Origin of the sequence: Rubinisphaera italica (genome assembly GCF_007859715.1) — a bacterium.
GTDB lineage: Bacteria > Planctomycetota > Planctomycetia > Planctomycetales > Planctomycetaceae > Rubinisphaera > Rubinisphaera italica.
The window spans coordinates 1,924,692-1,946,840 of the sequence record NZ_SJPG01000001.1 but is presented as its reverse complement, the minus strand read 5'-3'; the positions used below and the strand labels follow the sequence as shown (position 1 = coordinate 1,946,840).

18 protein-coding genes and 1 pseudogene are annotated in these 22,149 nt (G+C 51.9%); 12 read left to right on the top strand and 7 right to left on the bottom strand.

The features are described 5' to 3' along the window. Window positions 1-17: 17 nt before the first annotated feature. From Pan54_RS07235 to Pan54_RS26045, 7 genes are all read left to right on the top strand, one after another. A complete protein-coding gene (locus tag Pan54_RS07235) occupies window positions 18-773 on the top strand; it encodes an SDR family oxidoreductase (RefSeq protein WP_242631246.1) in 756 nt (251 codons plus the stop codon). 35 nt (window positions 774-808) lie between these two features. Next, complete coding sequence (locus tag Pan54_RS07230; protein WP_146502851.1) at window positions 809-2,716, top strand: exo-alpha-sialidase; 1,908 nt, start codon at window positions 809-811, stop codon at window positions 2,714-2,716. Window positions 2,717-2,724: 8 nt separating this feature from the next. After that, window positions 2,725-4,212, top strand: coding sequence for an aldehyde dehydrogenase family protein (locus Pan54_RS07225; protein WP_165441635.1), 1,488 nt, complete (start codon window positions 2,725-2,727; stop codon window positions 4,210-4,212). 106 nt (window positions 4,213-4,318) lie between these two features. Next, the gene (locus tag Pan54_RS07220; protein ID WP_242631245.1) at window positions 4,319-5,848 is read left to right on the top strand and encodes a hypothetical protein; all 1,530 of its coding nucleotides are present in this window, start codon (window positions 4,319-4,321) and stop codon (window positions 5,846-5,848) included. A gap of 55 nt (window positions 5,849-5,903) precedes the next feature. Continuing rightward, window positions 5,904-7,484 carry a hypothetical protein gene (locus tag Pan54_RS07215; RefSeq protein ID WP_146502849.1) on the top strand — a complete coding sequence of 527 codons (1,581 nt, stop codon included), beginning with the start codon at window positions 5,904-5,906 and terminating at the stop codon, window positions 7,482-7,484. A 28-nt stretch (window positions 7,485-7,512) separates the two neighbouring features. Then, window positions 7,513-8,880: a hypothetical protein gene (locus Pan54_RS07210; RefSeq protein ID WP_146502848.1), complete on the top strand. Its 1,368-nt coding sequence runs from the start codon at window positions 7,513-7,515 to the stop codon at window positions 8,878-8,880. A 54-nt stretch (window positions 8,881-8,934) separates the two neighbouring features. Then, window positions 8,935-11,421 carry an aminotransferase class III-fold pyridoxal phosphate-dependent enzyme gene (locus Pan54_RS26045; protein ID WP_207310071.1) on the top strand — a complete coding sequence of 829 codons (2,487 nt, stop codon included), beginning with the start codon at window positions 8,935-8,937 and terminating at the stop codon, window positions 11,419-11,421. A gap of 197 nt (window positions 11,422-11,618) precedes the next feature. Here the strand turns inward: Pan54_RS26045 and Pan54_RS26535 are convergent, their stop codons facing one another. From Pan54_RS26535 to Pan54_RS07195, 3 genes are all read right to left on the bottom strand, one after another. After that, window positions 11,619-11,750 (bottom strand): hypothetical protein, encoded by a 132-nt coding sequence (locus Pan54_RS26535; protein ID WP_261343170.1) that lies wholly within the window; start codon window positions 11,748-11,750, stop codon window positions 11,619-11,621. Between the two features lie 231 nt (window positions 11,751-11,981). After that, window positions 11,982-12,524, bottom strand: coding sequence for a hypothetical protein (locus tag Pan54_RS07200; protein ID WP_146502847.1), 543 nt, complete (start codon window positions 12,522-12,524; stop codon window positions 11,982-11,984). Window positions 12,525-12,790: 266 nt separating this feature from the next. Beyond that, window positions 12,791-13,003: a hypothetical protein gene (locus Pan54_RS07195; RefSeq protein WP_146502846.1), complete on the bottom strand. Its 213-nt coding sequence runs from the start codon at window positions 13,001-13,003 to the stop codon at window positions 12,791-12,793. 83 nt (window positions 13,004-13,086) lie between these two features. Here Pan54_RS07195 and Pan54_RS07190 point away from each other — a divergent pair, with 83 nt between their 5' ends. Next, the gene (locus Pan54_RS07190; RefSeq protein ID WP_146502845.1) at window positions 13,087-14,058 is read left to right on the top strand and encodes a hypothetical protein; all 972 of its coding nucleotides are present in this window, start codon (window positions 13,087-13,089) and stop codon (window positions 14,056-14,058) included. Window positions 14,059-14,462: 404 nt separating this feature from the next. Continuing rightward, complete coding sequence (locus Pan54_RS07185; RefSeq protein WP_146502844.1) at window positions 14,463-15,740, top strand: WD40 repeat domain-containing protein; 1,278 nt, start codon at window positions 14,463-14,465, stop codon at window positions 15,738-15,740. Between the two features lie 145 nt (window positions 15,741-15,885). On the opposite strand, the gene Pan54_RS07180 is transcribed toward Pan54_RS07185, so the two are convergent. After that, entirely contained in the window at window positions 15,886-16,728 is an 843-nt protein-coding gene (locus Pan54_RS07180) for an alpha/beta hydrolase (protein WP_146502843.1), read from the bottom strand. Between the two features lie 297 nt (window positions 16,729-17,025). On the opposite strand from Pan54_RS07180, the gene Pan54_RS07175 reads away from it, so the two are divergent. The 3 genes and pseudogenes from Pan54_RS07175 to Pan54_RS07165 all read left to right on the top strand — a co-directional run bounded on the left by Pan54_RS07175 (window position 17,026) and on the right by Pan54_RS07165 (window position 19,369). Then, window positions 17,026-17,175, top strand: coding sequence for an ADP-ribosylglycohydrolase family protein (locus Pan54_RS07175; RefSeq protein ID WP_146502842.1), 150 nt, complete (start codon window positions 17,026-17,028; stop codon window positions 17,173-17,175). A 12-nt stretch (window positions 17,176-17,187) separates the two neighbouring features. Then, window positions 17,188-17,949 (top strand): annotated as a pseudogene (locus tag Pan54_RS07170) (ADP-ribosylglycohydrolase family protein); the annotation flags it as partial. A gap of 643 nt (window positions 17,950-18,592) precedes the next feature. After that, complete coding sequence (locus Pan54_RS07165; RefSeq protein WP_146502840.1) at window positions 18,593-19,369, top strand: hypothetical protein; 777 nt, start codon at window positions 18,593-18,595, stop codon at window positions 19,367-19,369. Window positions 19,370-19,712: 343 nt separating this feature from the next. Here Pan54_RS07165 and Pan54_RS07160 read toward each other — a convergent pair whose 3' ends face one another. From Pan54_RS07160 to Pan54_RS07150, 3 genes are all read right to left on the bottom strand, one after another. Continuing rightward, entirely contained in the window at window positions 19,713-19,952 is a 240-nt protein-coding gene (locus tag Pan54_RS07160; protein WP_146502839.1) for a hypothetical protein, read from the bottom strand. Window positions 19,953-20,145: 193 nt separating this feature from the next. Then, window positions 20,146-21,078 carry a CAP domain-containing protein gene (locus tag Pan54_RS07155; RefSeq protein WP_146502838.1) on the bottom strand — a complete coding sequence of 311 codons (933 nt, stop codon included), beginning with the start codon at window positions 21,076-21,078 and terminating at the stop codon, window positions 20,146-20,148. Between the two features lie 79 nt (window positions 21,079-21,157). Continuing rightward, window positions 21,158-22,147 carry a CAP domain-containing protein gene (locus Pan54_RS07150; RefSeq protein WP_146502837.1) on the bottom strand — a complete coding sequence of 330 codons (990 nt, stop codon included), beginning with the start codon at window positions 22,145-22,147 and terminating at the stop codon, window positions 21,158-21,160. Window positions 22,148-22,149 lie beyond the last annotated feature (2 nt).

Below are 22,149 nucleotides of genomic sequence, written 5' to 3'. Positions count from 1 at the left end.
TTCAGAGACTCTTCGACATGTCAGGACGAACCGCGCTCGTGACCGGTGCGACTGGTTACCTGGGCGGCGCGCTCGCCCGAGCACTCGCGGAAGCGGGCGCAACAGTGGTCGCCGCCAGTCGTGAGTTGTCGCGTGCACAAGACGTTGCGAAATCACTTCCTGGAGATCAAACACACTTTGGCGTGGAAATCAATCAGCTTGACGAAGCCTCGATCAACAACGGTTTCGCAGCAGCGGTTGATGCCGCGGGCTGTGTGGACGTGATGGTCAACAACGGACAGCAGGGCCATGCGATGGATCTGACGGACGTGACGGCTGAAGCCTTCAATGAGGATCTGCAAAACGCGACCGGTTACTTTCTGCTGGCACGCCACCTTCGCGATCATGTCGTATCACGAGGAGTGCCCGGCTGCGTGGTGATGATCGGATCGATGTACGGCGTCGTCGGATCGTATCCGGATGCTTATGAAAACATTTGCACCGCCAGCCCCGTTCAGTATCACACGCTGAAAGGCGGAATCATTCATATGACCAGACACCTGGCCGTTTACTGGGCGAAAGACAATGTCCGGGTGAATTGTCTGAGCCCAGGACCGTTTCCGTCATCTGGAGCACCAGCGGAGATGGTCGAGCGATTGAAACGGAAAAGCCCGGTTTCGCGAATGGGCAATCCGGAAGAACTGAAGGGACCACTGCTTCTTCTTGCCAGTGATGCAGGCAGTTATATGACCGGTCAGAATCTGCTGGTCGATGGCGGCTGGACGGCGTGGTAGAAGTTTTGAACATCGTTTCGCAAAGGACCAGGTTGATGAGATTTATGATTCGAATCGGACTTCTCGCTTCGGGTGCCCTGTTGCTCCCGTGGTTGGCGATTGCAAGCGGGGCAGATACCATTGAACTGGATTCCAAGACACACAAGCGATGCGTCGATGTTCTTCGGGCTGGACTGCACAGCGATGACTTCTGGCCCTCAATACATGCAGCGGAAGGATTGACGCTCGGCGGATACGGCGAGGAAGTCATCCAGTTTCTTCAGCCGAAATTCAATACGGAAACGGACGACCAGCGTCGCTGCGGAATTGCTCGAGAACTGGTTCGTGCCGGGGATCGACAATACGCACGAATCATGCTCGACATCCTTGCTGGCAGCGAGACGTACGGACATGTTCACGCTGCCGAAAGTCTCTACAAAGTTGTGGAAATCGGTGACGGCACAGCGATGAGGAACGCTTTCGAGCAGGACGGAAACGTGAGCCTCAAGCTGATGGCCTCCGGTGCTCTGGGGCGCTGCGGGAATCCTCAGGCGATGGCGTACTTACGGCAATCGGTTCGCAGCGACGATCCGGAAGTCCGAAGAATTGCCGCGTGGATTCTCGGCCGCATCGGAGCCCGAACGGACATCTCCACACTGAAGCAGCAACTTCCCCGGAGCGACGAAAAACTGCTGCGGGCATACATGCAACATTCGCTGGCTGCACTGGGCGATCCAGACGGACTAGAAGAACTGGCCATAAATCTCACAGACTCTGACCCAGCCGTACGCACATACGCCGCCACGTTTGCCGGAGATGCACGAGCTGTCGAAGTCGCCGACACGCTGAAACACATGCTGGACGATTCCCACCCCGATGCCGCCATCCGCGCGGCACAGTCGCTGCTGGTGCTTTCCTCGCCTGCACCGGCTGACTCCGCAGAAGATATTTCTCAACTGTTGTATCGGGCTACGGAAAGCAACCCACGCTATACGGAAGGATCGATCCTCGCGTTGAATAGCGGCGAACTGCTGTTTGCCGTCACCGAGTTTCGTGACACAACCAGCGATTTCGCCAAAGCTCGCATTGTCAGTCGACGCTCTTCCGATGGGGGACACACCTGGTCGGAAAAATCCGTGCTGCAGGAAAACACGGGAGGCATGAATGTGATGAGCGTCACACTTCGCCGTCTGCCCAACGATTCCATCGCCATGTTCTACCTGCAGAAAAACAGTCACAGCGATCTGCGGCTTTACATTCGTGTGTCGAACGACGAAGCTGCCAGTTTCGGTGAACCGGTTCTTGTGACAAGCAACGACGGCTATCATGTTGTCAACAACGATCGCGTCACGATCCTGAAGTCGGGGCGGTTACTGGCCCCCGCAGCGTCAACGCCCGACGTGCAGAAGGTCAATCACTTCGTTTCTCATTGTTACATCTCGGACGACAACGGTGTCACCTGGCGCAACGGTCAGGGACAAGTCGATGCCGACCGCCGTGGAGCAATGGAACCGGAAGTGATCGAACTGAACGACGGGCGGATTCTAATGCTGATCCGCACGCAGCTCGGTTACATCGGCAAAAGCTATTCCGAGGACAGCGGCGAGACATGGAGCGAGATGACGTCACTGGGAGTTCGAGGCCCGGAGGCTCCGGCAACAGTGCGGCGCATTCCTTCCACTGGTGACCTGCTGATGATCTGGAACAATTGTTATTCGGAGGGCACTGATCACGGCGGAAAGCGAACGCCACTGACTGCTGCGGTTTCCCGCGATGAAGGCCAGTCGTGGACGGTCGTTGGCGACCTCGAAACTGATCCGCAGAAAACCTTCTCCTACACCAGTCTCATATTTGTTCGCGACCGAGCCGTGATGAGTTACTGGGAAAGCGGACCTGCGTCCGGGCAGCTTTCCTGCCGTTTTCGTTCGCTGCCCATCGCATGGTTTTACAAAGACAGAGAGTAACCCGAGATATGCCCGAACAGTCATATGCCCCGATCGTTGATGGAGACTTCTGGCAGGACGCCGGTCCGGCAGAATTCGTAGTCACTAACCCTGCGACCGGTGAGTCGCTGGGACGCGAAACCGAATGTGACACCTCGGCGGTCGGGAGAATCGTCGAATCCTCGAAACGCGCCTTTCAGCAACCGACATGGCAGAAGATGTCTGCGGCGGAACGCGGACGGATGTTACTCAAACTAGCCGATCTTGTTGAGCAGAACGCTGAGGAACTTGTCCAGACAGAATTGCAAGACACCGGCAAACCGGTCACGCAACTCCGCGCGGGCGAACTGCCTCTAACGGCGGATATCATCCGCTTCTACGCAGGTGCGGCCGACAAAATCGAAGGGTCCATCAAATCGGGAACGCCAGGCGAAGTGCTGATGCAGATGTATGAGCCTTACGGCGTGGTCGCCGGAGTTCTCCCTTGGAACTACCCATTAGTGAATGCCGCACTGAAGGCTGCGCCAGCAATTGCGACCGGTAATGCCATTGTGCTCAAGCCGGCACAGGAAACTCCGATGGGGACGCTGGCATTCGCAAAGCTGTGCATTGAAGCGGGGATTCCACCCGGGATCGTCAACGTTGTGCTGGGAAGCGGTTCAAAAACGGGCCAGGCACTCATTGAACATCCGGATGTCAGCAAGATCTCGTTCACGGGTTCCACTGCTGTCGGAACGCACGTTCAAAAAACTGCCGCCAATCAGATGAAAATGGTCAATCTGGAATGTGGCGGAAAGAACGCGCTGATCGTCTTTGCCGACGCCGACTTGGAGCGTGCCGCGGAAGCGGCTTTGTTGAGCGGCTTTGTCAACGCGGGCCAGCTTTGCGTCTCCTGTTCGCGCGTGCTGGTCGAATCCTCCATTGCCGCGGAATTCGAAACTCTGCTGACGCAGCGTGCTTCAAAGATCGTGATGGGGAATCCGCAGGATGAGACCACACTTGTGGGGCCCATGATTACGCGGGCGCAGTACGACACAGCTCTGCGATATCTCGATGAAGCATTGAATTCGGAATGCCGAATTCTGGCCGGAGGTTCCGCAGCAACCATGGCCGCACCGTGTGAGCACGGCAACTGGATTCAACCTACGCTCGTGTCCGGTGTTCAGCCGGGCATGAAAGTTCACGATGAGGAAATCTTCGGTCCGGTACTAAGCGTCGTTCACTTTGCCGACGAAGCGGAGGCGATCAGCATCGCCAACTCCGTGAGCTACGGTCTGTCCGGTTCTGTCTGGACCAGGGACGGCTCCAGGGCGCTGCGGGTTTCCAAGGCGCTCGACACTGGTATCTGCTGGGTCAATACGATGTTGTCCGGTTACCCGCAGATCTCTCTGTCGCCACACAAACTGAGCGGAACCGGCGTTGAACTGGGCATGGAAGGCATGCGCGCGTACCTGAAACGCAAGAGCATCGTGATTGGTATTGAAGACGACGCGCCTGTCGGCTGGGGCCTCGGATGACACTGAATGATAAAACGAGGACTCGACAAATTCACAAGCCGCGCCGGTGAGGAAGCGGACCATATTAAAGTCTTTACAATCTCCTGAACCTGATAAGAGTGAAGCCATGAAACTGCTGTTCCCTGCTGTCTGTTGTGTCGCAATGGCGAGTGTCGCTTGGTCCTCGGCGCAGGCTGATGACGTCATCGAGATCGGGTCGCGGCGGGAATTGTTCATTGACGCCGCTTTGATCGATTCCCTCGAAGGTGTTGAACGAAAGCTGCATCACCCGGTCCCGCATGATATTGCGATCACTCATGATGCACCTTGGGAAGGCGCCGGAAGCGGTTATCACACCGTGATCAAAGATAGTAACGTTTATCGAATGTATTACCGCGGCTCGGCACTGGGTGTGAAGGATGGCCGCTTAAAAATTGGCAAACAGGTCTACTGCTATGCCGAAAGCAAAGACGGCATCAAATTCGAAAAGCCAAATCTCAGCCTTGTTGAGTACAACGGTTCCAAAGAGAACAACATCATCTGGGACGGTGTCGGCACCCACAATTTTGCACCGTTCCTTGACGCCAATCCGGATTGCTCCCCGGATGCTCGATTCAAGGCGCTGGGCGGCACTGCGAATGAGGGCGGCTTATTCGCTTTCAAATCAGCAGACGGAATCCACTGGTCGTTGATGAGGGAAGAACCCGTCGTCACTGAAGGCGCGTTCGATTCGCAGAATCTTGCGTTTTGGGATCCGTCAGCAGGGATTTATCGCGCGTACTTCCGTACGTTTACAAAGGGTGTGACCACCGGAAAGGTCTGGAAGCCGGCCGGATATCGTGCCGTCCGAGTTGCGACTTCAAAGGATTTCCTTTCCTGGGGCAACGAGGCGGATTTGACTTACGAGGATTCTCCGGACGAACACATCTACACAAATCAGATTGCTCCGTACTTCCGCGCTCCGCATATTCTGATTGGCTTGCCAACACGCTACGTCGAACGAGGCTGGTCTCCATCAATGCGGAAACTGCCGCAATTGAACCATCGCGAAATGCGGAGCAAAGCCCACGTTCGATACGGCACAGCGCTGACTGAGGCACTCGTGATGGCCAGCCGCGACGGAGTCCATTTTGAACGCTGGAACGAAGCATTCCTTCGACCGGGAATTCAACGACCAGAAACGTGGCAATATGGTCAGCATTATGTTGCCTGGCACGCGGTGGAGACAGAATCCTCACTGCCGGGCGCACCGAACGAGTTGTCCTTTTACTCCAGCGAAGGTGGATGGACAGGTGAAAGCAATGCGGTTCGTCGTTACACTTTGAGGTTGGATGGATTCGTTTCCGTCAACGGCAACTCGAAAGGTGGCACCATGACGACGAAACCTATCCAGTTCAGTGGCCGCCGGCTTCAATTGAATTTCGCCACTTCGGCGGTCGGTGAAATTCGGGTCGGCCTGCAGACGGCAGACGGAACAGTAATAGACGGCTTCGGACTAAACGACTGCAGTGAAGTTTTTGGAGACTCCGTCGAACGAACGGTTGCCTGGGGCGACAGGACAGATGTGAGTTCGCTTGCGGGCAAACCGGTCCGACTGATCTTCGAAGTCACTGACGGAGATCTCTATTCGTTTCGGTTTGTTGGAACGGATCAGTAAAGTTAGTTTCCTGCACCGTCGGCACTCTCTGGCCTCATTAGAAGACGATACCCCCATGAACTGGCACTTCACTCCCGTCCCAAACATTCGTGTTTTCCGTGATTCGCGTGAACTATACCCTCTGGCCGGAATTCTTCACACGATGTTCTATGCGCTGCTGCTCGTGACTTCCACCGCGTGCGGCGACGAACCGATTGATATTGGCTCCCGTCGCGAACTGCTGGTGGATCGGCATCTGATTGAGAAAATGGATGGAGTTCAACTGCAGCTGCATCGTCCGGTCAGACGTGAGATCGTCTTCCGCAGCGATGCAGCCTGGGAAGGGAATGGCAGTGCCTACCAGAGCGTTTTTCAGGACGACGACCGGATTCGCCTGTACTACCGCGGCGGACATCATCCGGCGTCAAAAGCTTATCGATCGAAAAAGAATTCGTGGGAAACTTTGTGTGTCATCGAAAGCAAGGACGGCATTCACTGGACGCGACCGGAACTGGGGATCGTTGAATTTGAAGGTTCCAAGCAGAACAACCTGATCCTCGATCAAGCGATGGTGAGTAACATCGGTGGCAGCCCGGCACATACGTCGGTCTTCAAGGATTCCAATCCCGCCTGCCCCGACGAGGAACGCTACAAGATGGTCATCGTTGGGAGTAAACCAAAGGGACTTTACCTGATGGTGTCTGCCGATGGCTACAACTTCCGCCTGAAGAGCAACAAACCATTCGCTACGAAAGGCGCATTTGACTCGCAGAACCTGATGTTCTGGGATTCTGTCAATGGTGTTTACAGGGAATACCACCGTGCCTTTGATGCTGGTGTGAGAGGCATCATGATGGCTACGTCGAAGGATCCGGACAGTTTTCCGGCCCCGCAATGGCTCACGTATCCAGACTCAGCAGAGCAGGCTCTCTACACCAATCAGATTCAGCCATACTTTCGAGCTCCGCACATCTTCATGGGTTTCCCCATGCGGTACAACGACCGCGGCTGGTCACCATCGATGAAGGCGTTACCCGGACTTGAAGAACGGCAATTCCGCTCGAAGCAGTCTCCCAGATACGGAACAACGGTTACGGACGCTGCCTTTATGACCAGCCGCGATGGTATGGCTTTTCATCGCTGGGGCGAAGCCTTCATTCGTCCCGGCCCGGCAACTAAAGACACCTGGGTTTACGGCGACAACTTTGTCTTCTGGGGAATGATCCAGACGAAGTCGCACCTCGCTGGGGCTCCCGATGAAATTTCACTCTATGCCACAGAAGGCTACTGGCTGGGCGAGTCCACAGCTTTCCGCCGCTACACTATGCGACTCGATGGCTTTGTGTCCGTGAGCGCTCCATTCCTTGGCGGAACACTTGTGACGAAACCGCTGACGTTTGAAGGATCGAGCCTCGAAATCAACTTCTCGACATCGGCTGCAGGCGGCATTCGCATCGAACTCCAGGACACCGCAGGAAATCCGCTTCCCGGTTATTCCCTGGAAGACTGCGATGTGCAGTTTGGCGATCAAATTGATCGCATTGTTTCATGGAAAGGAGATCGGGACATCAGTGACCTTACCGGGCAATCAGTTCGATTAAACGTCGAGCTGATGGATGCGGATCTTTACTCATTTCAGTTTCAACCAGACAACTGAACCTTGAACTGGTACCGAAAGCACAACAATGAAAACAATTCTAGCAATTCTGTTTTTGATTCCACTTCCGTTGTATGCAGAAGACGTAATCGATATTGGAAACCGCCGCGAGCTGTTTGTTGATGATTATCTGATCGAGCGCATGTCTGATGGAGTCAGCCTGCAGGTGCAGCAGCCCGAGCCTCAAGAGGTTGTGCTGGTCACGGGAGAACCATGGGAGGGCAACACCTGCGCCTACTACTCGATTTTTCAGGACGGTGATATTTATCGGATGTATTATCGCGGATCTCACGCTGTCAAAATGAAGTCCGCGCATGAAGAAGTGACTTGCTACGCCGAAAGTGAAGACGGCATTCACTGGACGAAGCCGAAGCTCGGAATTCATGAATGGGATGGTAAGACGGAAAACAATATTGTCCTGAAGGGACTGGGGACTCACTGTTTCGTCGCCTTCAAAGATGAGAACCCTGCGGCGCCGCCGGAAGCCAGGTACAAGGGCATTTCCAGAGGCCGTCCAGTGGGCAAGAAGGGCTTGCACGTCTTCGAGTCACCGGACGGAATTCACTGGTCGCTGATCAAAAACGAGCCTGTCATTACCCAAGGGGCCTTTGATTCCCAGAACCTTGCCTTCTGGGATCCACACACCAAGAAATACGTCTGCTATTATCGCACATTTATTGATGGCGTCCGTGCTATCATGATGTGTACGTCTGAGGAATTTTTGAACTGGACTGCGCCGACGCTGTTGAAGTATCCCGGCGTACCGGATCAACATCTTTATACAAATGCGATTCGTCCGTATCCGGATGCGCCGCATCTTCGCGTCGGCTTTCCCACCCGGTATCTGCCAAAAACCCAGCAGGTCGAGCCGGTCTTTATGGCAAGCCGCGATGGGATCACATTCACCCGATATCAGAAAGCAGTGATTCCACAGACAGCTCCGAAGGATCGCGATGGGAACCGCAGCAACTATATGACCCACGGTCTGCTGGAGTTGCCAGGCCAACCGAATGCGTGGTCTGTCTACGCGACCGAGGCCTACTACAGTGGACCGGACAGTCGAGTCCGTCGATTTACCTACCGTAAGGATGGGTTTGTGGCGCTGCAGGGGACCGGCGAGGTACTCACGAAGCCCATTCGTTATCAGGGCCAGCGTCTGATGCTCAATTATCGTTGTCGTAAGGGCGGCTCGCTTAAGGTCGAGTTGCAGACGGAGGACAGTCGTGACCTGATTGCTTCGACTTCTGATGGGTCTGACATCCTAACGGGAGATTCTGTCAATCACGAGATGAGCTGGAAGAATCCCAATCCTGTTCACGTGGGTCTTGGTCGAACAGTCCGTTTACGATTCGAACTCAAGAACGCGGAGGTGTATGCGTTTCAGTTTGCAAAATAAAAATGTAGAAAACGTAATTCTCGAAATGCTCTGTTTTTGCTGGCAACCTGTCAGTTGTTGGACGGAAAATTGAAAATGTCGCTATTCGACTTCGTAGACCCGGCTCGCTGGAGAATCATTGATCGTGATCTCGATTTATTCGCATCGAAGCTTGGCAATTTTGTGCCAACCGACGCATTTGATGCTCACGCTCACTGGTACGACATCCGGCATCTCGTAGATACCGGCGAACGTGGGAAGTCCGAGGACTTTGAGCCCGAAGTCGGTCACTCGGCCATGTTTCAAAGTATGCTTCGCTGGATGGGAGATCGAGCTACGACGGAGGGACTCTACTTCGGATATCCGACACGCGCTGTTGATCGCGAGGCTGAGAACCGTTTTGTGGCCGACCAGGTGAATGCTCACGCTGGGTGCCGCGGTCTGATGCTCATCGCGCCACAGGACAACCCGGCAGTCGTGGAACGCGTTCTGGACGACGACGGCTTTTCCGGGTTCAAGGTTTATCACGTCTTCGCCGAACGGGAAGACACGTTTAAAGCGGAACAACACGAGTTTCTGCCGGAATGGGCCTGGGAACTTGCGCAACAGAGAGGACTGTGGATTACCATGCACATGGTGCTGCCGCGGGCGCTGTCGGATTCTCGAAACCTGGAGTACATTCAGACACAGTGTCGAAGGTATCCCGACGCGAACCTTGTTCTTGCCCATGCGGCTCGCGGGTTCAATGCGGGCCACACCGTCGAAGCCATTGATGGTCTTCGTGGGATTGACAACGTCTATTTCGACACATCCGCCATCTGCGAACCTGCTGCTTTGGAAGCCATTATCCGCGCGACAGGTACGACCCATCTGATGTATGGCAGCGACTTCCCGATTTCCGAACTGCGTGGTAAAGCGTTGTCCGCTGGCGACGGATTTCTTTGGCTGTACGAGAACAGTTTTGACTGGGACAGCTGGCCACACGCTCAGGCTGAACTCGTTGGCATCGAGTCCCTGCTTGCTTTGCAACAGGCGTGCCGCACGATGTGTCTGAATGATGATGACGTCGAACGTATCTTTTCTACGAACGCGCGCAGTCTGCTTGGAATTGAATCTACCAGCACATCCGTTGATCCGCAGGAACAGTATCGCCGCGCCAAAGCCGTGATTCCGGGTGGCACTCAGTTGCTTTCGAAACGTCCTGAGATGTTCGCGCCCAATCACTGGCCGGCATACTACCACTCGGCCATCGGCTGCGAAGTTGTTGACACATCCGGCAAACGCTATATCGACATGTCGTCGAACGGTATCCTGGCGTGCATCCTCGGCTTCGCGGATCCCGACGTGAACGAGGCTGTCATTCGGCGCGTTCACCTAGGCTCGATGGCCACTCAGCAGACCTTCGATGAGGTACGTCTGGCCGAACTGCTTCTGGAAATCCATCCCTGGGCGGAAATGGCAAGGTTTACCAGAAGCGGCGGAGAATCGATGGCGGTGGCGGTACGAATTGCAAGAAGCGCCACGGGTCGGGAAAAAGTCGCGATCTGCGGGTATCACGGCTGGCACGACTGGTATCTTGCCGCCAACCTCGGCGACGCCGGAGCGGAAGGACTGGACGGTCATCTGCTTCCCGGTCTGCAACCATCGGGTGTCCCGAAGAGTCTTCGGGGGACGACACTGCCGTTTGCTTACAACCGCCTCGATCAGCTCGACACGATCATCGCCCAAAATCGCAACGACCTGGCTGCCATCGTGATGGAGCCGACACGTTACACCGATCCCGAGCCAGGTTTCCTTGAGGGAGTTCGCGAACGAGCTGACCGAATCGGCGCCCGACTGATCTTTGACGAAATCTCCATCGGCTGGAGGCTTTGTCTCGGCGGAGCACATCTGAAACTCGGTGTAACTCCAGATATCGCGGTGTTTGCCAAATCCATTAGCAACGGCTTTGCCATGGCGGCGGTGATTGGCAACGACGAGACGATGTCAGCTGCTCAGAAATCGTTCATCTCCAGTGCCTACTGGACGGAAGGAATCGGCCCTGCCGCAGCAGTCGCCGCAGTGAGCAAGATGAAACGTTTAGAAGCGGTCGCAAAACATCAGCCACTCGGCGCTGGACGCGGTTTGTCTTCCAGCAGACTCGGAAAAACCGGGACTCCCGCCACGCACCTAATTGATTCCACTATTTCAGAACCGTTTCTCGACGTTCCGTCACATCTCAGGAAGATTGGAACACTTTTTCAGGAAGGCTGGGCGAAGCTTGGGGAGCGACACGGAGTTCTTGTAACGGTCGGCGGCCGACCGGAATCCGTGCTTATCGGATTCAATTATCCCGATGGCAATGCGCTGATGACGCTATATACCCGTCGAATGCTGGACTATGGTTTTCTGGCCGCCGGAAGTTTTAATCCAACGATGGGGCACAAACCGTCGCACGTGGAAGCGTGCTTGTCGGCCGCCGACGAGGTTTTCCCGGAACTTGCAGAAACGATCGATCGCGGGGACGTTCAAACTCGAATCGACGGACTTGAAAAACACATTATGTTCTCACGGCTGACTTGACGGCACGAGCGACGGGCCGACTCCGGTACAACGAATGTGATCTGTGATCCAGAATGCGCTGCAGTATGTCATGACATACTGATAATATCTGTCCGAGTTCCCGACACGCTTACCGTTTAACATTTGAGTCGTGACTGGTCACTTAATCGTCTGCAGTCTTCAGTGAATCGGTCCCGATTTTCAGTCCCCTGCTCTTTCTAAATCTGTGCTTCTTCATTCAAGTTCATATTTTCACTCTCGATGGCAATCCCAGACCTCTGGAAACTCAGAACTCGATTGGTTTCCATCGGTTGCTGTCGTGCATCTTGATCGATACCGAGAAAGAGCATGGTAATCCTCCAGCGGTTGGAAAATCACACTTTCTACTCAAAGCATCTCTTTCGTCGATATCAGAGGACTGTCTGCAGCTGCCGCAACTGAAACGCACAAGGATTGGAGCTGAACTGGATCAATGGGTTTCACTATATGATCATCGAAACCTCACTCAACTGCTTACCTCACAAACACATCTGACTCAATCTGTTCCAAGAATTATGAATATCGAAATTCGTTGAAGCGAATCAATAGGACATGGAGTTGATGACGAGAGCTCCGAAATAGGTGCCCAGTATGGCAAGGAGACCACCCCCAACCCATAGAATGGCGGGCCAGGTTTGTTTTGGTCTCAGAAATGCAAGGATAAACCCAAGTGGGAACACCAAAGCGATCAGAATCTTCTCGAAGAAAACGTAGAGTGCGGCTCTTGAATAAAATAATTCTCCGATCCTTCTCCGGGGAGTGGCCATCAGAGCCAGGTAACCTAAGCTTTTTTCGATCCAGGAAGCCTCGTCGAAATCGAAATTCCCGACAGCTGAGCAGGTGCCGATGATGAGAAACGCGATGCCAGCAGAAACCACAGAGACCCCGAGCATTGTCATGCGGTCAATCGGATCAAACTGGGTGACAATGAAGACCGCAAAGAGAATCAGAGCCAGAACGATGACGACAGCGTACCAATACCACGAAACAGACGAAACTGACTGCTCCTGTGGTTTCTTCGACCGACTTGTCTTTCTCAAATTCTTTTTTTTGCCACGTTTATTTCGGCGTCGCTTTCGGGGCACGTCAGATAATCTCCATTTGCAATTGAATTGTGCCTTGCTAAGACTGCAAGGATTCCTCCAGCACAACGAATGTGATCTGTTATTCAAAATACAATAAAAAGAAAATAGCAAAGTTGGTGAGGATTTCCAGCTCACGGTTGGAGGCTGAGGTACCTACGATTCCGTTCATTTGAGTCGGACGAAGCATGTTTCAATTCGGATCGTAATCGAACTACAGTCTTCTCGATCTGCTCAAGCCAACGTCGGCGAGCGGAATCAGCCAATTATTAAATCCACAAACAGTCGAGGACAGCAATGAACGATTCGCAGTGCTCAGCATAGCGTTGTGTGAGTTGGTCGAAGGTTTGTAAAATCTTGCCAGGCCGAGTGGAGACCTGTCGAGCGAGCAGGACATCGCCTTGCTGGTCTCTCAGGGAGTCGGTCAGTTGTCGTGTATGGTGATCAATACCGAGCAAGAGCGAGAGTGATTTCCCAGCCATAGGAGAATCACAATTTCGATCCAAAGCAACTCTTTCATTGATATCAAAGTGCTATCAAAGTGATAAAAATACAAATCCAAGACATGAACTCGAAAGATATTATAAAACGTTTCGACGCTGAATGGTCCGACGGCAATCCGCCACTCATCGAAGCGATTATGCACCAGGCTCCGGAGAACATTCGAAATCGTATATTTTCGCAGCTGGTTCGTATCGAAATGACCCATCGTCGGATTAAAGATCAGAACCTGTCACTTGAAGAATGGCAAAATAGGTTTCCCAACCGCACCGATGAACTTGAGATGCTGTATTTGAAACAGTCGTTGGCCTTCGCAACGTCTCGCATGAAGAGAGTTATTCCAGTGGATCAGGGTTGTGCGACCTCTCTTGATGAACTCTTCGTTTATCAATTCAAACCGGGGTCGCTTCATCGAATGATTGTCATCGATCCCGCATTTCAGGCGATTCATTTTCGTCATTGTCACACGCCGCGAAGTTTCTGGCCGGTTCCATCTCCGAAGTGGCACTCCTGTTTGTTTCGAGAAATTCGCTCGGCCAGTACCTACACAATGCAGTCACAAAACCGCCGCCGCCATACGTCACTTTCGATAAGTACTGAGACCGGCAGGGTGGTTGTTCCAAAGTTGAACAACGACTTTCAGTTGCTGCGTGAGAAATTCGTAACCATCGTGCCCGAAAACGATGAAGCATTTTTGGTTGAAAGCCAGGGCATGCCGATGGTCGCTTGTTACGGAACGATTGTCGGACTACTACTGGGAGCATTTCTGGCCCGCAACGGTTCCGATGCCGTTCTTGCTGGCTCGGCGATTGCTGGGGCCATTGGTGGTGCTATTGTGAGCTACATTGTGGTGCTTGTCAGCAAGGGGAAGGGGTTCTATTCACTTCTGTATGGAATGACCGGAATGATTATTGGAGGAGCGGCGATTTTTCCGATGTTCGGATTTAATCTTACATTTCCTCGCATCCTTACGGTCTGCCTGCCCAGTTTTGTCTTAGGTGTGATGATCGGTGCGTTCCGTATGTACAATCGATAGCGTTGCTATTTGTAATAACATTCTGATGTTTTGTGTTCGAGTATCCGACAGGCCGAGAGTTTAACATTATGGTCGTGACTGGTAATTTAATCGTTTACGGTGTTCAGAGAATCGGTCCTGAATTTCGGTCCGAGAAATTCAGTTGTCATGCATGTTGATTGATATCGAGAAAGAGCATGGTGATCCTCCTTTGAGAAAGAGTGAGTGTGATTCCCCAGTGATAGGAAAAGCACAAATGCCACTCAAAGCAACTCTTTCATCGATATCAAAAGGTCTGCTCAGCTTGAGGAAATCAGAGCCGCCGGGACGATCGTTCTTTACCAGTTGCGTAACGGCAAACGAGACACGTCGCTCGCGGCGGCTTACCTGGATGGGCAAGTCCGGGAGCCGTAGTCAGGAATCGTGTGTTTATTGATGTTGACGAAAGTGACGGCGAAGAAAAAAGAGAATTCATGATAACAAACACTTTGAATCTGAGAGTAGTCGCATTGCTTGTCGCACCCATCATTGCCTGGTTCGCGATACTCGACATGCCGGTCGTTGAAGCCCAGGAGGCCAAGATCAGTGAGCAGCAAAAAGATCTGGACCTGTCCGGTGCGGAAAATCTCACGTACAGCCGCAATCGAGAATTCGTGGTAGGGCTAACGAGGCTGTACGGCGACAGTGGACCGGGATCTCTCATCAAGATCTGGTCGGTCGCGGAACAGCGGTTGCTGCACCAGTTTCGGGTTCCAGGCTCGGCTCACGCGGTCGCGTTCAGTCCAGATGGCTCGATGGTGGTTTCCGCGGATGGAGTCGGTAATCTAGCATGGAAATCAACCATCAGGGCGTGGGACCTTCCAGACGGAGCGGAGCGGAAGCTCGGCAGTTGTATCGGTGCCGTCGGCGAGTTTTGTTTCAGCCTCGACGGAAGCCGATTGGCTGCGTTGGCGAATTTCAGCTATCTCGAGGCGGTAGCAATACAGAAAGCAACAGGGGCTTCGAGTGTTAGCCAGATTCATGTGTGGCAGGTTGCCGACGAGGGCAAAACGCTTAGTATCAACATTACCGATCCGCGAGGCCGCGGCGTGGAACTTTGGCCACCAGTCAAGGATGCCGAAGTGAGGAGCCGGATCGATGCAACGATCCAAAAGATTGTGCCGACGAAACTGCGATTCAGCTCCGACGGCAAAAGACTGATCTGCGAGACGGTTGCTGGATTGCAGACGATTTATGATTCGCAGACTGGGAAGCTCCTGGGCCCCACCAAGACGTGTTCAGTGGGCATGTTTATGGCAATGCTGGTCATCGCATTGCATGAAGTCCCAGCGGACGTCACGGAGTTCAGTGTAGATCTACGGCAGTCGGGATCCCTGATGCTCATCGGTCGGCGAAGGGACGGCTGGTGGCAAGCTTCGAGAAGAGGAAAGGTTCTAAAGGACGTATTCAAAGTTGATGGCCTCAGCTACGTAGCCATTGAGGGCGGCGTTAATAAGAAGATGGACATTCCGGCGATGCTCGGGTTAGACCAAAACTTGAAACTGGTTGAGCTGGATTCGATCAAGCATCCCCTTGGCGTCATCAAAATCTCACGGGAGACGGCGAGCTTGGGATTTCGGCTGGAGGATCAGAAAGACGGTGTGGCGACGGGCACGACACTGCAGCGAGGCGAGGTGCGTTGGGCACCAAAGGTCAAAGAATAACAATCTGACACGCTGGGCGTGAAGCTTGTCCGGATTCCAGTGCCAAATCTCTCCAAAACGATTTCGGATTCTCCGTAATTGAGCAGCTTGGTTGTCATGTTCAATCAGAACAAACTGTCGTGACACGTATTGCTCTTAAGACTCGCTATTCCTCGACTTTTAGTTGCCGGTCGAGAAAATTAAAGATCACATTCGTTGGAACATCATCACGCAAACCCAGATCTCGATTGATTGATCCGTGGTCTTTCCCCAGAGCGGCGTGCAATTCAGCATGGATTCCAGCAGTCTTCAACGAATTGGCAAATTCCTGGGATTGCTGAGTCGAATCTGGTCGCGAGGCGACATGGAGAATCAGAAATGGGGGAATCCCCTGCCCCTGTGCAACATGTGTGATGGGAGAAAATCTTCTCTGACTCTGCTCATCGTTTCCAAAGGCCGCCCGATACAGGGCAGAACGCACGGGACTTTGATCACTGATCTGCTTGTGAGCATCATAAACCGCGGTATCGACCGGGATACAGCCAATTATGTCGCCAAGTGATAATCCCGCGGCTTTCAAGTAGGTCGAGTCGGTACAAACCAAGGCCGCCAGATGGGCTCCTGCCGAGTGTCCGGCGACAAACACTTTTGTGGTGTCAATTTTGTATTGTTCGGCATGTTCGTGGACCCAGTGGATTGCCAAGGCAATATCACCAGTCATCTGATCCAATGTCACGTCGGGTATCAGGCGGTAGCCGACGGACACAAACACAAATCCCCGATCAACAAACGCTTGGGGTTTGTGTTGAACGCTCCCTTTATCCCCTGCCCGCCACCCGCCGCCATGAATCCAGATCATCACAGGATGTTTCTGGCCGGTTGACGGTCGGTAGAGATCCAGAGTTTGCTGTCGATTCTCTGTCCCAGCGTAATTGATATCACGATCGACTTGGAATTCGGTAGCGGTAGCCACTGAAGCCCACAACATTAGAATCAATAAAGTTTTCATGAGGTGCTCGATCCCTGTTATTATTTTGGGCTGCTGGAATGGATCTGCAGAATCCGGATTCGTGATCGGAAATCCCACCGTCCTTTTTATACCAGTTTCATTTCATTTGCATCAATCAATAACATTTTTTCGTTCGTAGATTACCATATTGGGTTTCTGGCTTGTTTGATGGGCATTGTGTGAAGAATTAAAATTATTGTCAGTAGTAATTGAATACGTATGAATTTCCAAATCCAGATTTCATGACATACAAATTCGTTAACGAAGTAGGATAATGTGTGAATCATGGAGCAAAAAATGAGAAAAGATCGATGTCGAGGTACGCTGATCGGGCTGGCTGTTGGTGATGCACTTGGAGCAGCTGTCGAGTTCAAAGCTGCCGGTACTTTTCTTCCGGATATGGAGTACCGAGATGGTGGACCGCACGGCTTAAACGCAGGGGAATAGACCGATGATACGAGTATGGCCCTGGCTGACAGTATTTCTACCGTTGGCTGGGACTTAAATGATCAAGCCGAGAGGTATGTTCAATGGTGGAAGTCGGGAAAGTACTCGGTGAATGACACTTGCTTCGACATTGGGATCACGACGCGAAGTAGCTTAAATCATTTTGTGACTTGCCGGGATGCACGCAATTCAGGAGATTATTCAGAACGGGCCAGTGGAAACGGATCCATCATGAGATTGGCACCGGTACCCATTCGATACCACGGCCTTCTTTCTGACCGACTCGTTGAAATATCTGAAAAGGCGGAGGAATCCAGCCTCCCAACACATGCTAGCGAACAGTGCCGATCCGCCTGCCGGTATCTGGCGATTATTCTGGCAGGCTTAATCAACGGAGAAGATCGAAATACGGTCCTGGCCTCTGACTGGAAGCCACTGAAGGAACTTGAGCAGATCAGTCCATTGCATCCACTCGTACGAGAAATCTCAGCAGGCAGCTTTCGTGAGAAACAACCACCGGCGATTCAAGGGTCTGGCTGGGTCATCAAAAGCCTGGAGGCGGCTTTGTGGGCTTTTTATGATGCGGATTCATTCGATCAGGCAGTACTGAAGGCCGTCAACCTGGGAGATGACGCAGACACGACGGGGGCAATCTGTGTTCAACTGGCGGGAGCCTATTGGGGAGAGAAGAAGATTCCAGACTCATTAAAAAGTGGCCTGGCAAAAATGGAAATGATTGAATCCGCTTTGCTTGGATTATTAGAGGGTAAATAATTCACCAATCTGGTCTATTTTCTGATATTCCATGAGCTGTAACAGACAGCTTGGGTTTGTCGTGAATAACAGTGTAGTCAGAATCAATTTGTGACAGCGATAATCTCGCAGCATGCGAATCAGCCAGTCGTTGAACCCGCAGACTTCGAGGACAGCAATGAACGATTCGTTGTACTCAGCACAGAGTTGTGTGAGCTGGTCGAAGAATTGTAGAATCTTGCCTGGACGAGTGGAGACCTGTCGAGCGAGCTGGACTTCGCCCTGCTGGTCTCTCAGCGAGACGGTCAGTTATCGTGCATGTTGATCGATACCGAGAAAGAGCATGGTGGTCCTCCTTTAAGAAAGAGAAAGAGTGAGTTTGATTTCCCAGTGATAGGAAAATCAAAATTTCCACTCAAAGCAACTCTTTCATCGATATCAAAGGGGTTTGTATGCTAATGAACGTTATCGAATGCAAATGCAATTCTGCCCGTTCGTATATTTTGAATCGAACTCTGGATATAGTCGTTGTATGATCATGTTGCCCGCAAGCCACTCAGGAGTACTGGCGAGTTGGCTTAGCAAATTCTTGTGACCCGCTTTAACGTCCTGGTGCTCGGGCAGATAAAAGCCAGGTTCAACAGATTACGAAGGATGACCAACCATGCAAAAGCATCGATTTTCCATATTCTTAAATTTTGTCTGTGCGATTCTTTTGACACATGCATCAGCCGGTTCTGTTCATGCAGAAACCATTACAACAGAGATACTGAGAAGTAATGAGGATTGGGTCTCACTCTTCAACTCGGAAAGCAAGCAACTGATGTGTTTCGGGCCGCGAAGCGATGCCCGAGAAGTAATAGGCTCCAATTTCATCGATCTAAGCCAGGATTTCCGCAATGTACCGACGGATCGTTATCATGTCTTGTTCGGCTTTACAGAAAATATGTTGTATTTTCTAAATTCAGACACGGGAAAGCTTGTGGGATATCAAATCAAAAGTAGAAATTCTGGAATACCGGAATTCACGAACAATTTTGTCCATGCAAGCTCCATCGGAAAAAACGTTCTGATGAAAATTTCTCCTATAAGAAATGAAACAGGGACCGGTGGAGTTTTCCTGTTCAGCAGAGAAACGGGAAAATTATCGATCCTGTATGTTGACCCGAGTATAGAAGGCTCCGTGAGTGTGATATTGACGCACGATACCAAAGTCGATGACAAACAAGGTCTATTAAATCTCACGGAATTGAAGATGAATCTTAGCAATGCAAGTGATCGAAGAACTGGAGCAATTGTAGTGTCTCCGGTCCGCATTAACCTCATCAGCTCAAAGGGGATCATTAGATATAGATTACAGTATAATAAATGGAAATTAACTCCAGGACTCCCCAATGCTGGCACCGTGTTTGTAGAAGGTTATTATCCGCTAGGTCAGTAATGAGAGCCTGTTCAGCCCTGCTGTATGTCACAACAGTCTGATATTTTCTGTCCGAGTTCTCGACACGCCGAGAGTTTAACATTTGGGTCATGACTGGTAATTTAATCGTCTGCAGCGTTCAGGGAACCGGTCTTGAAATTCGGTCCGAGATGATCAGTTGTCGTGCATATTGATCGATACCGAGAAAGAACATGGTCGTCCTCCTGTGAGAAAGAGTGAATGTGATTATTCATCGATAGAAAAATCACAATTTCCACTCAATGCAACTCTTTCATCGATATCAAAGGGGCCGCATCACGGCGATCCGTTTTGCAGCGTTTACGTTCTTCGGGCTGAATGAGAATCAATTTGTGACAGCGATAATCTCGCGGCATGCGAAATAATCTGTCATTGAAACCGCAGACTTCCACCACCGCAATGAACGATTCATCAGCTCAGCACACCGCTGGGTGAGTTGGTCGATGAATTGTAGAATTATGGCTGGCCTTGTGGAGGCCTGACGAACGAGCAGGACATCGCCCTGCTCGACTCTGAGGGAGACGGACAGTTGTCGTGCATGTTGATCGATACCGAGAAAGAGCATGGTGGTCCTCCTGTGAGAAAGAGTGAGTGTGAGTGTGATTTTCCTGCCATAGGAAAATCACATTTGCCACTCAAAGCAACTCTTTCATCGATATCAAAGGATCGATGTCAATCACTTCGCTCCAAAGAACCGAAACTCATCCCCTGATCACAATATGATCAAGAGGGATGAATTCCGGGAGATCTCAGTGAAACTAATTCGCTGGGTTGCTCGTGATCCATACTTCCAGTTGACCAGTCGCACCAGCTTGAAACGAACTGGCTTTGAGCTGGTAAGTGCCATTGGCTTTGGGTTGAAATTCAAGCACAGCGTTAGGGCGACCATTTGCTGCACTGGCTTCTTTTCCGTTGATATTTTTCAATTCCAGGTAGGTATTGAAGTCCGTACTTTTGGTCTCAATCGTGTATTTGCGATCAGCCCGCAGCACACCATTGTATATGAGCGATTGGAAACCCTTCCGAGTAGGATCCGGTTTTCCAAAAGTCGCCAGATTAGGGACTCCAACCACCATGATTGGTCCACCACTGAATTGAGTGTTTTTGTCTTCCCAGTCCATTTTTGCCGGGGCAGCTATGGGCTTGTTAGCCATAGGAGCTTTGACGTTTTTGCCGATGCCAGCCAGTAAAGTCCAGTATTTAACGCCAGTCGAATTAACGGCGACTCCGAGTCCAACTTCGTTAAGATCTGCTTTGAGCATATTGGCTTTGTGGCCGGGAGAATTCATCCAGCCGTCAAACGTATTAGCTGGTTTTCCAAGATCTCCGCCTCCAGCGTAGATGTTTTCCCAACCCGAAAAATCAGGGTAACCGGCCTGTTGTGCTCTTTGTTGAGGCGTTGTTCCATCTGGGCTCAGATGGTTGAAGTAATCGTTGTCGGCCATATATTTCGACCAGTCCTGAGCTGCTTTGGTTAGTTTGTCATTCATCGCAAGTGGTTGCATGTTTTGTTTGGCACGTTCCTGATTAATCATATTGAGCAACTGTTGTTGCTCAGTTTGAGCAAGTGCGGTACTCGAACTGGCAAGTAACATAGCCACAGTAGCAATTATTAATGATTGACTGCTATGTCGAGATAGTCTTTTCAGCCAGCTGTTGATTCGGATTGTCGCATTTTCGTTTTTCATCATTTTCTTTCTTCAGATAGTTGTGTGGGAACGTGGCGGTCTATTTTTTGGCGATTTGTGAAACAACAAGTCGCTTGGGTAGTTAAATCGTAGGAGGCATGCCGGCGCCTCCGAGGAGTGTCCAGTATTTGAATCCTTGAGCGTTCGGAGCAACCCCCAGTCCGACCTCGTTGAGTTCCGGGCTGAGCATGATCGCTTTGTGGCCTGGCGAGTTCATCCACATTTGATATGTCTGCTGCGGTGTTGCAGTCCCTTCTGCAATATTCTCCCAGCCGGCCCGGTCCGTATATCCCGCCTGTGCGGCTCGTTTGTCGGGTGTTGTACCGTCGGGGGCGACGTGACTGAAGTGGTTATTATCGGCCATATATTTCGACCAGTTTTGGGCAGCTGTTGTCAGTTTGTCATTCCAGCTGAGACTGTGAATGTTCATCCGGGTTCGTTCGGCGTTGATGAGCTTGAGCAAAGCGAGTTTCTCGGCAAGCTCAGGTGTCATCTCAGGGATGTCGTTCATCGGTTGTATACCCTGACCATCGGGCACGAAAAAAAACTTGCCATTGTCATCGTTGGCCGATTTCACGGTGCCGAGGAGCTTCGTTTCCGGATCGATCTGAAGGAACTTGCCGGACGGCTGGAGCTTGATCCGGAAGGAACCGTCATCCTGCTGGACCAGAACGTATTTCGTGTAGGGACCTTCCTGGACCGCACGGATCGATGCGATCTGGTCGCCGAGTCCGTCGACATGTAGCGGTCGCAAGCTGTTTCGTTCGTAAAACGTGTAAGACTTGTCGGAGTTTTCCTTTGACAGAAAGCCCGTCGTATTTTCGGGGTCGGAGGCAGGAATCGTCGATGCCAGTTCCCCACCCGGTCGGGACCAGTCGAAATTGATGAAGGCATTGCCCTGTTTGACTTTGATGCGGTACAGACCATTGACAAGAATTGGTTTGGGTACGAATGCGGGCGCCGGCGGCTGTCCATTGATTAATGGACGGTTACCCGGTGTTGGTGATTGCGCACAAACCGATTGAAGGCCGAACATTGTGACGAGCGTGGCCACAGTCAGTAAGTGTTTCATAG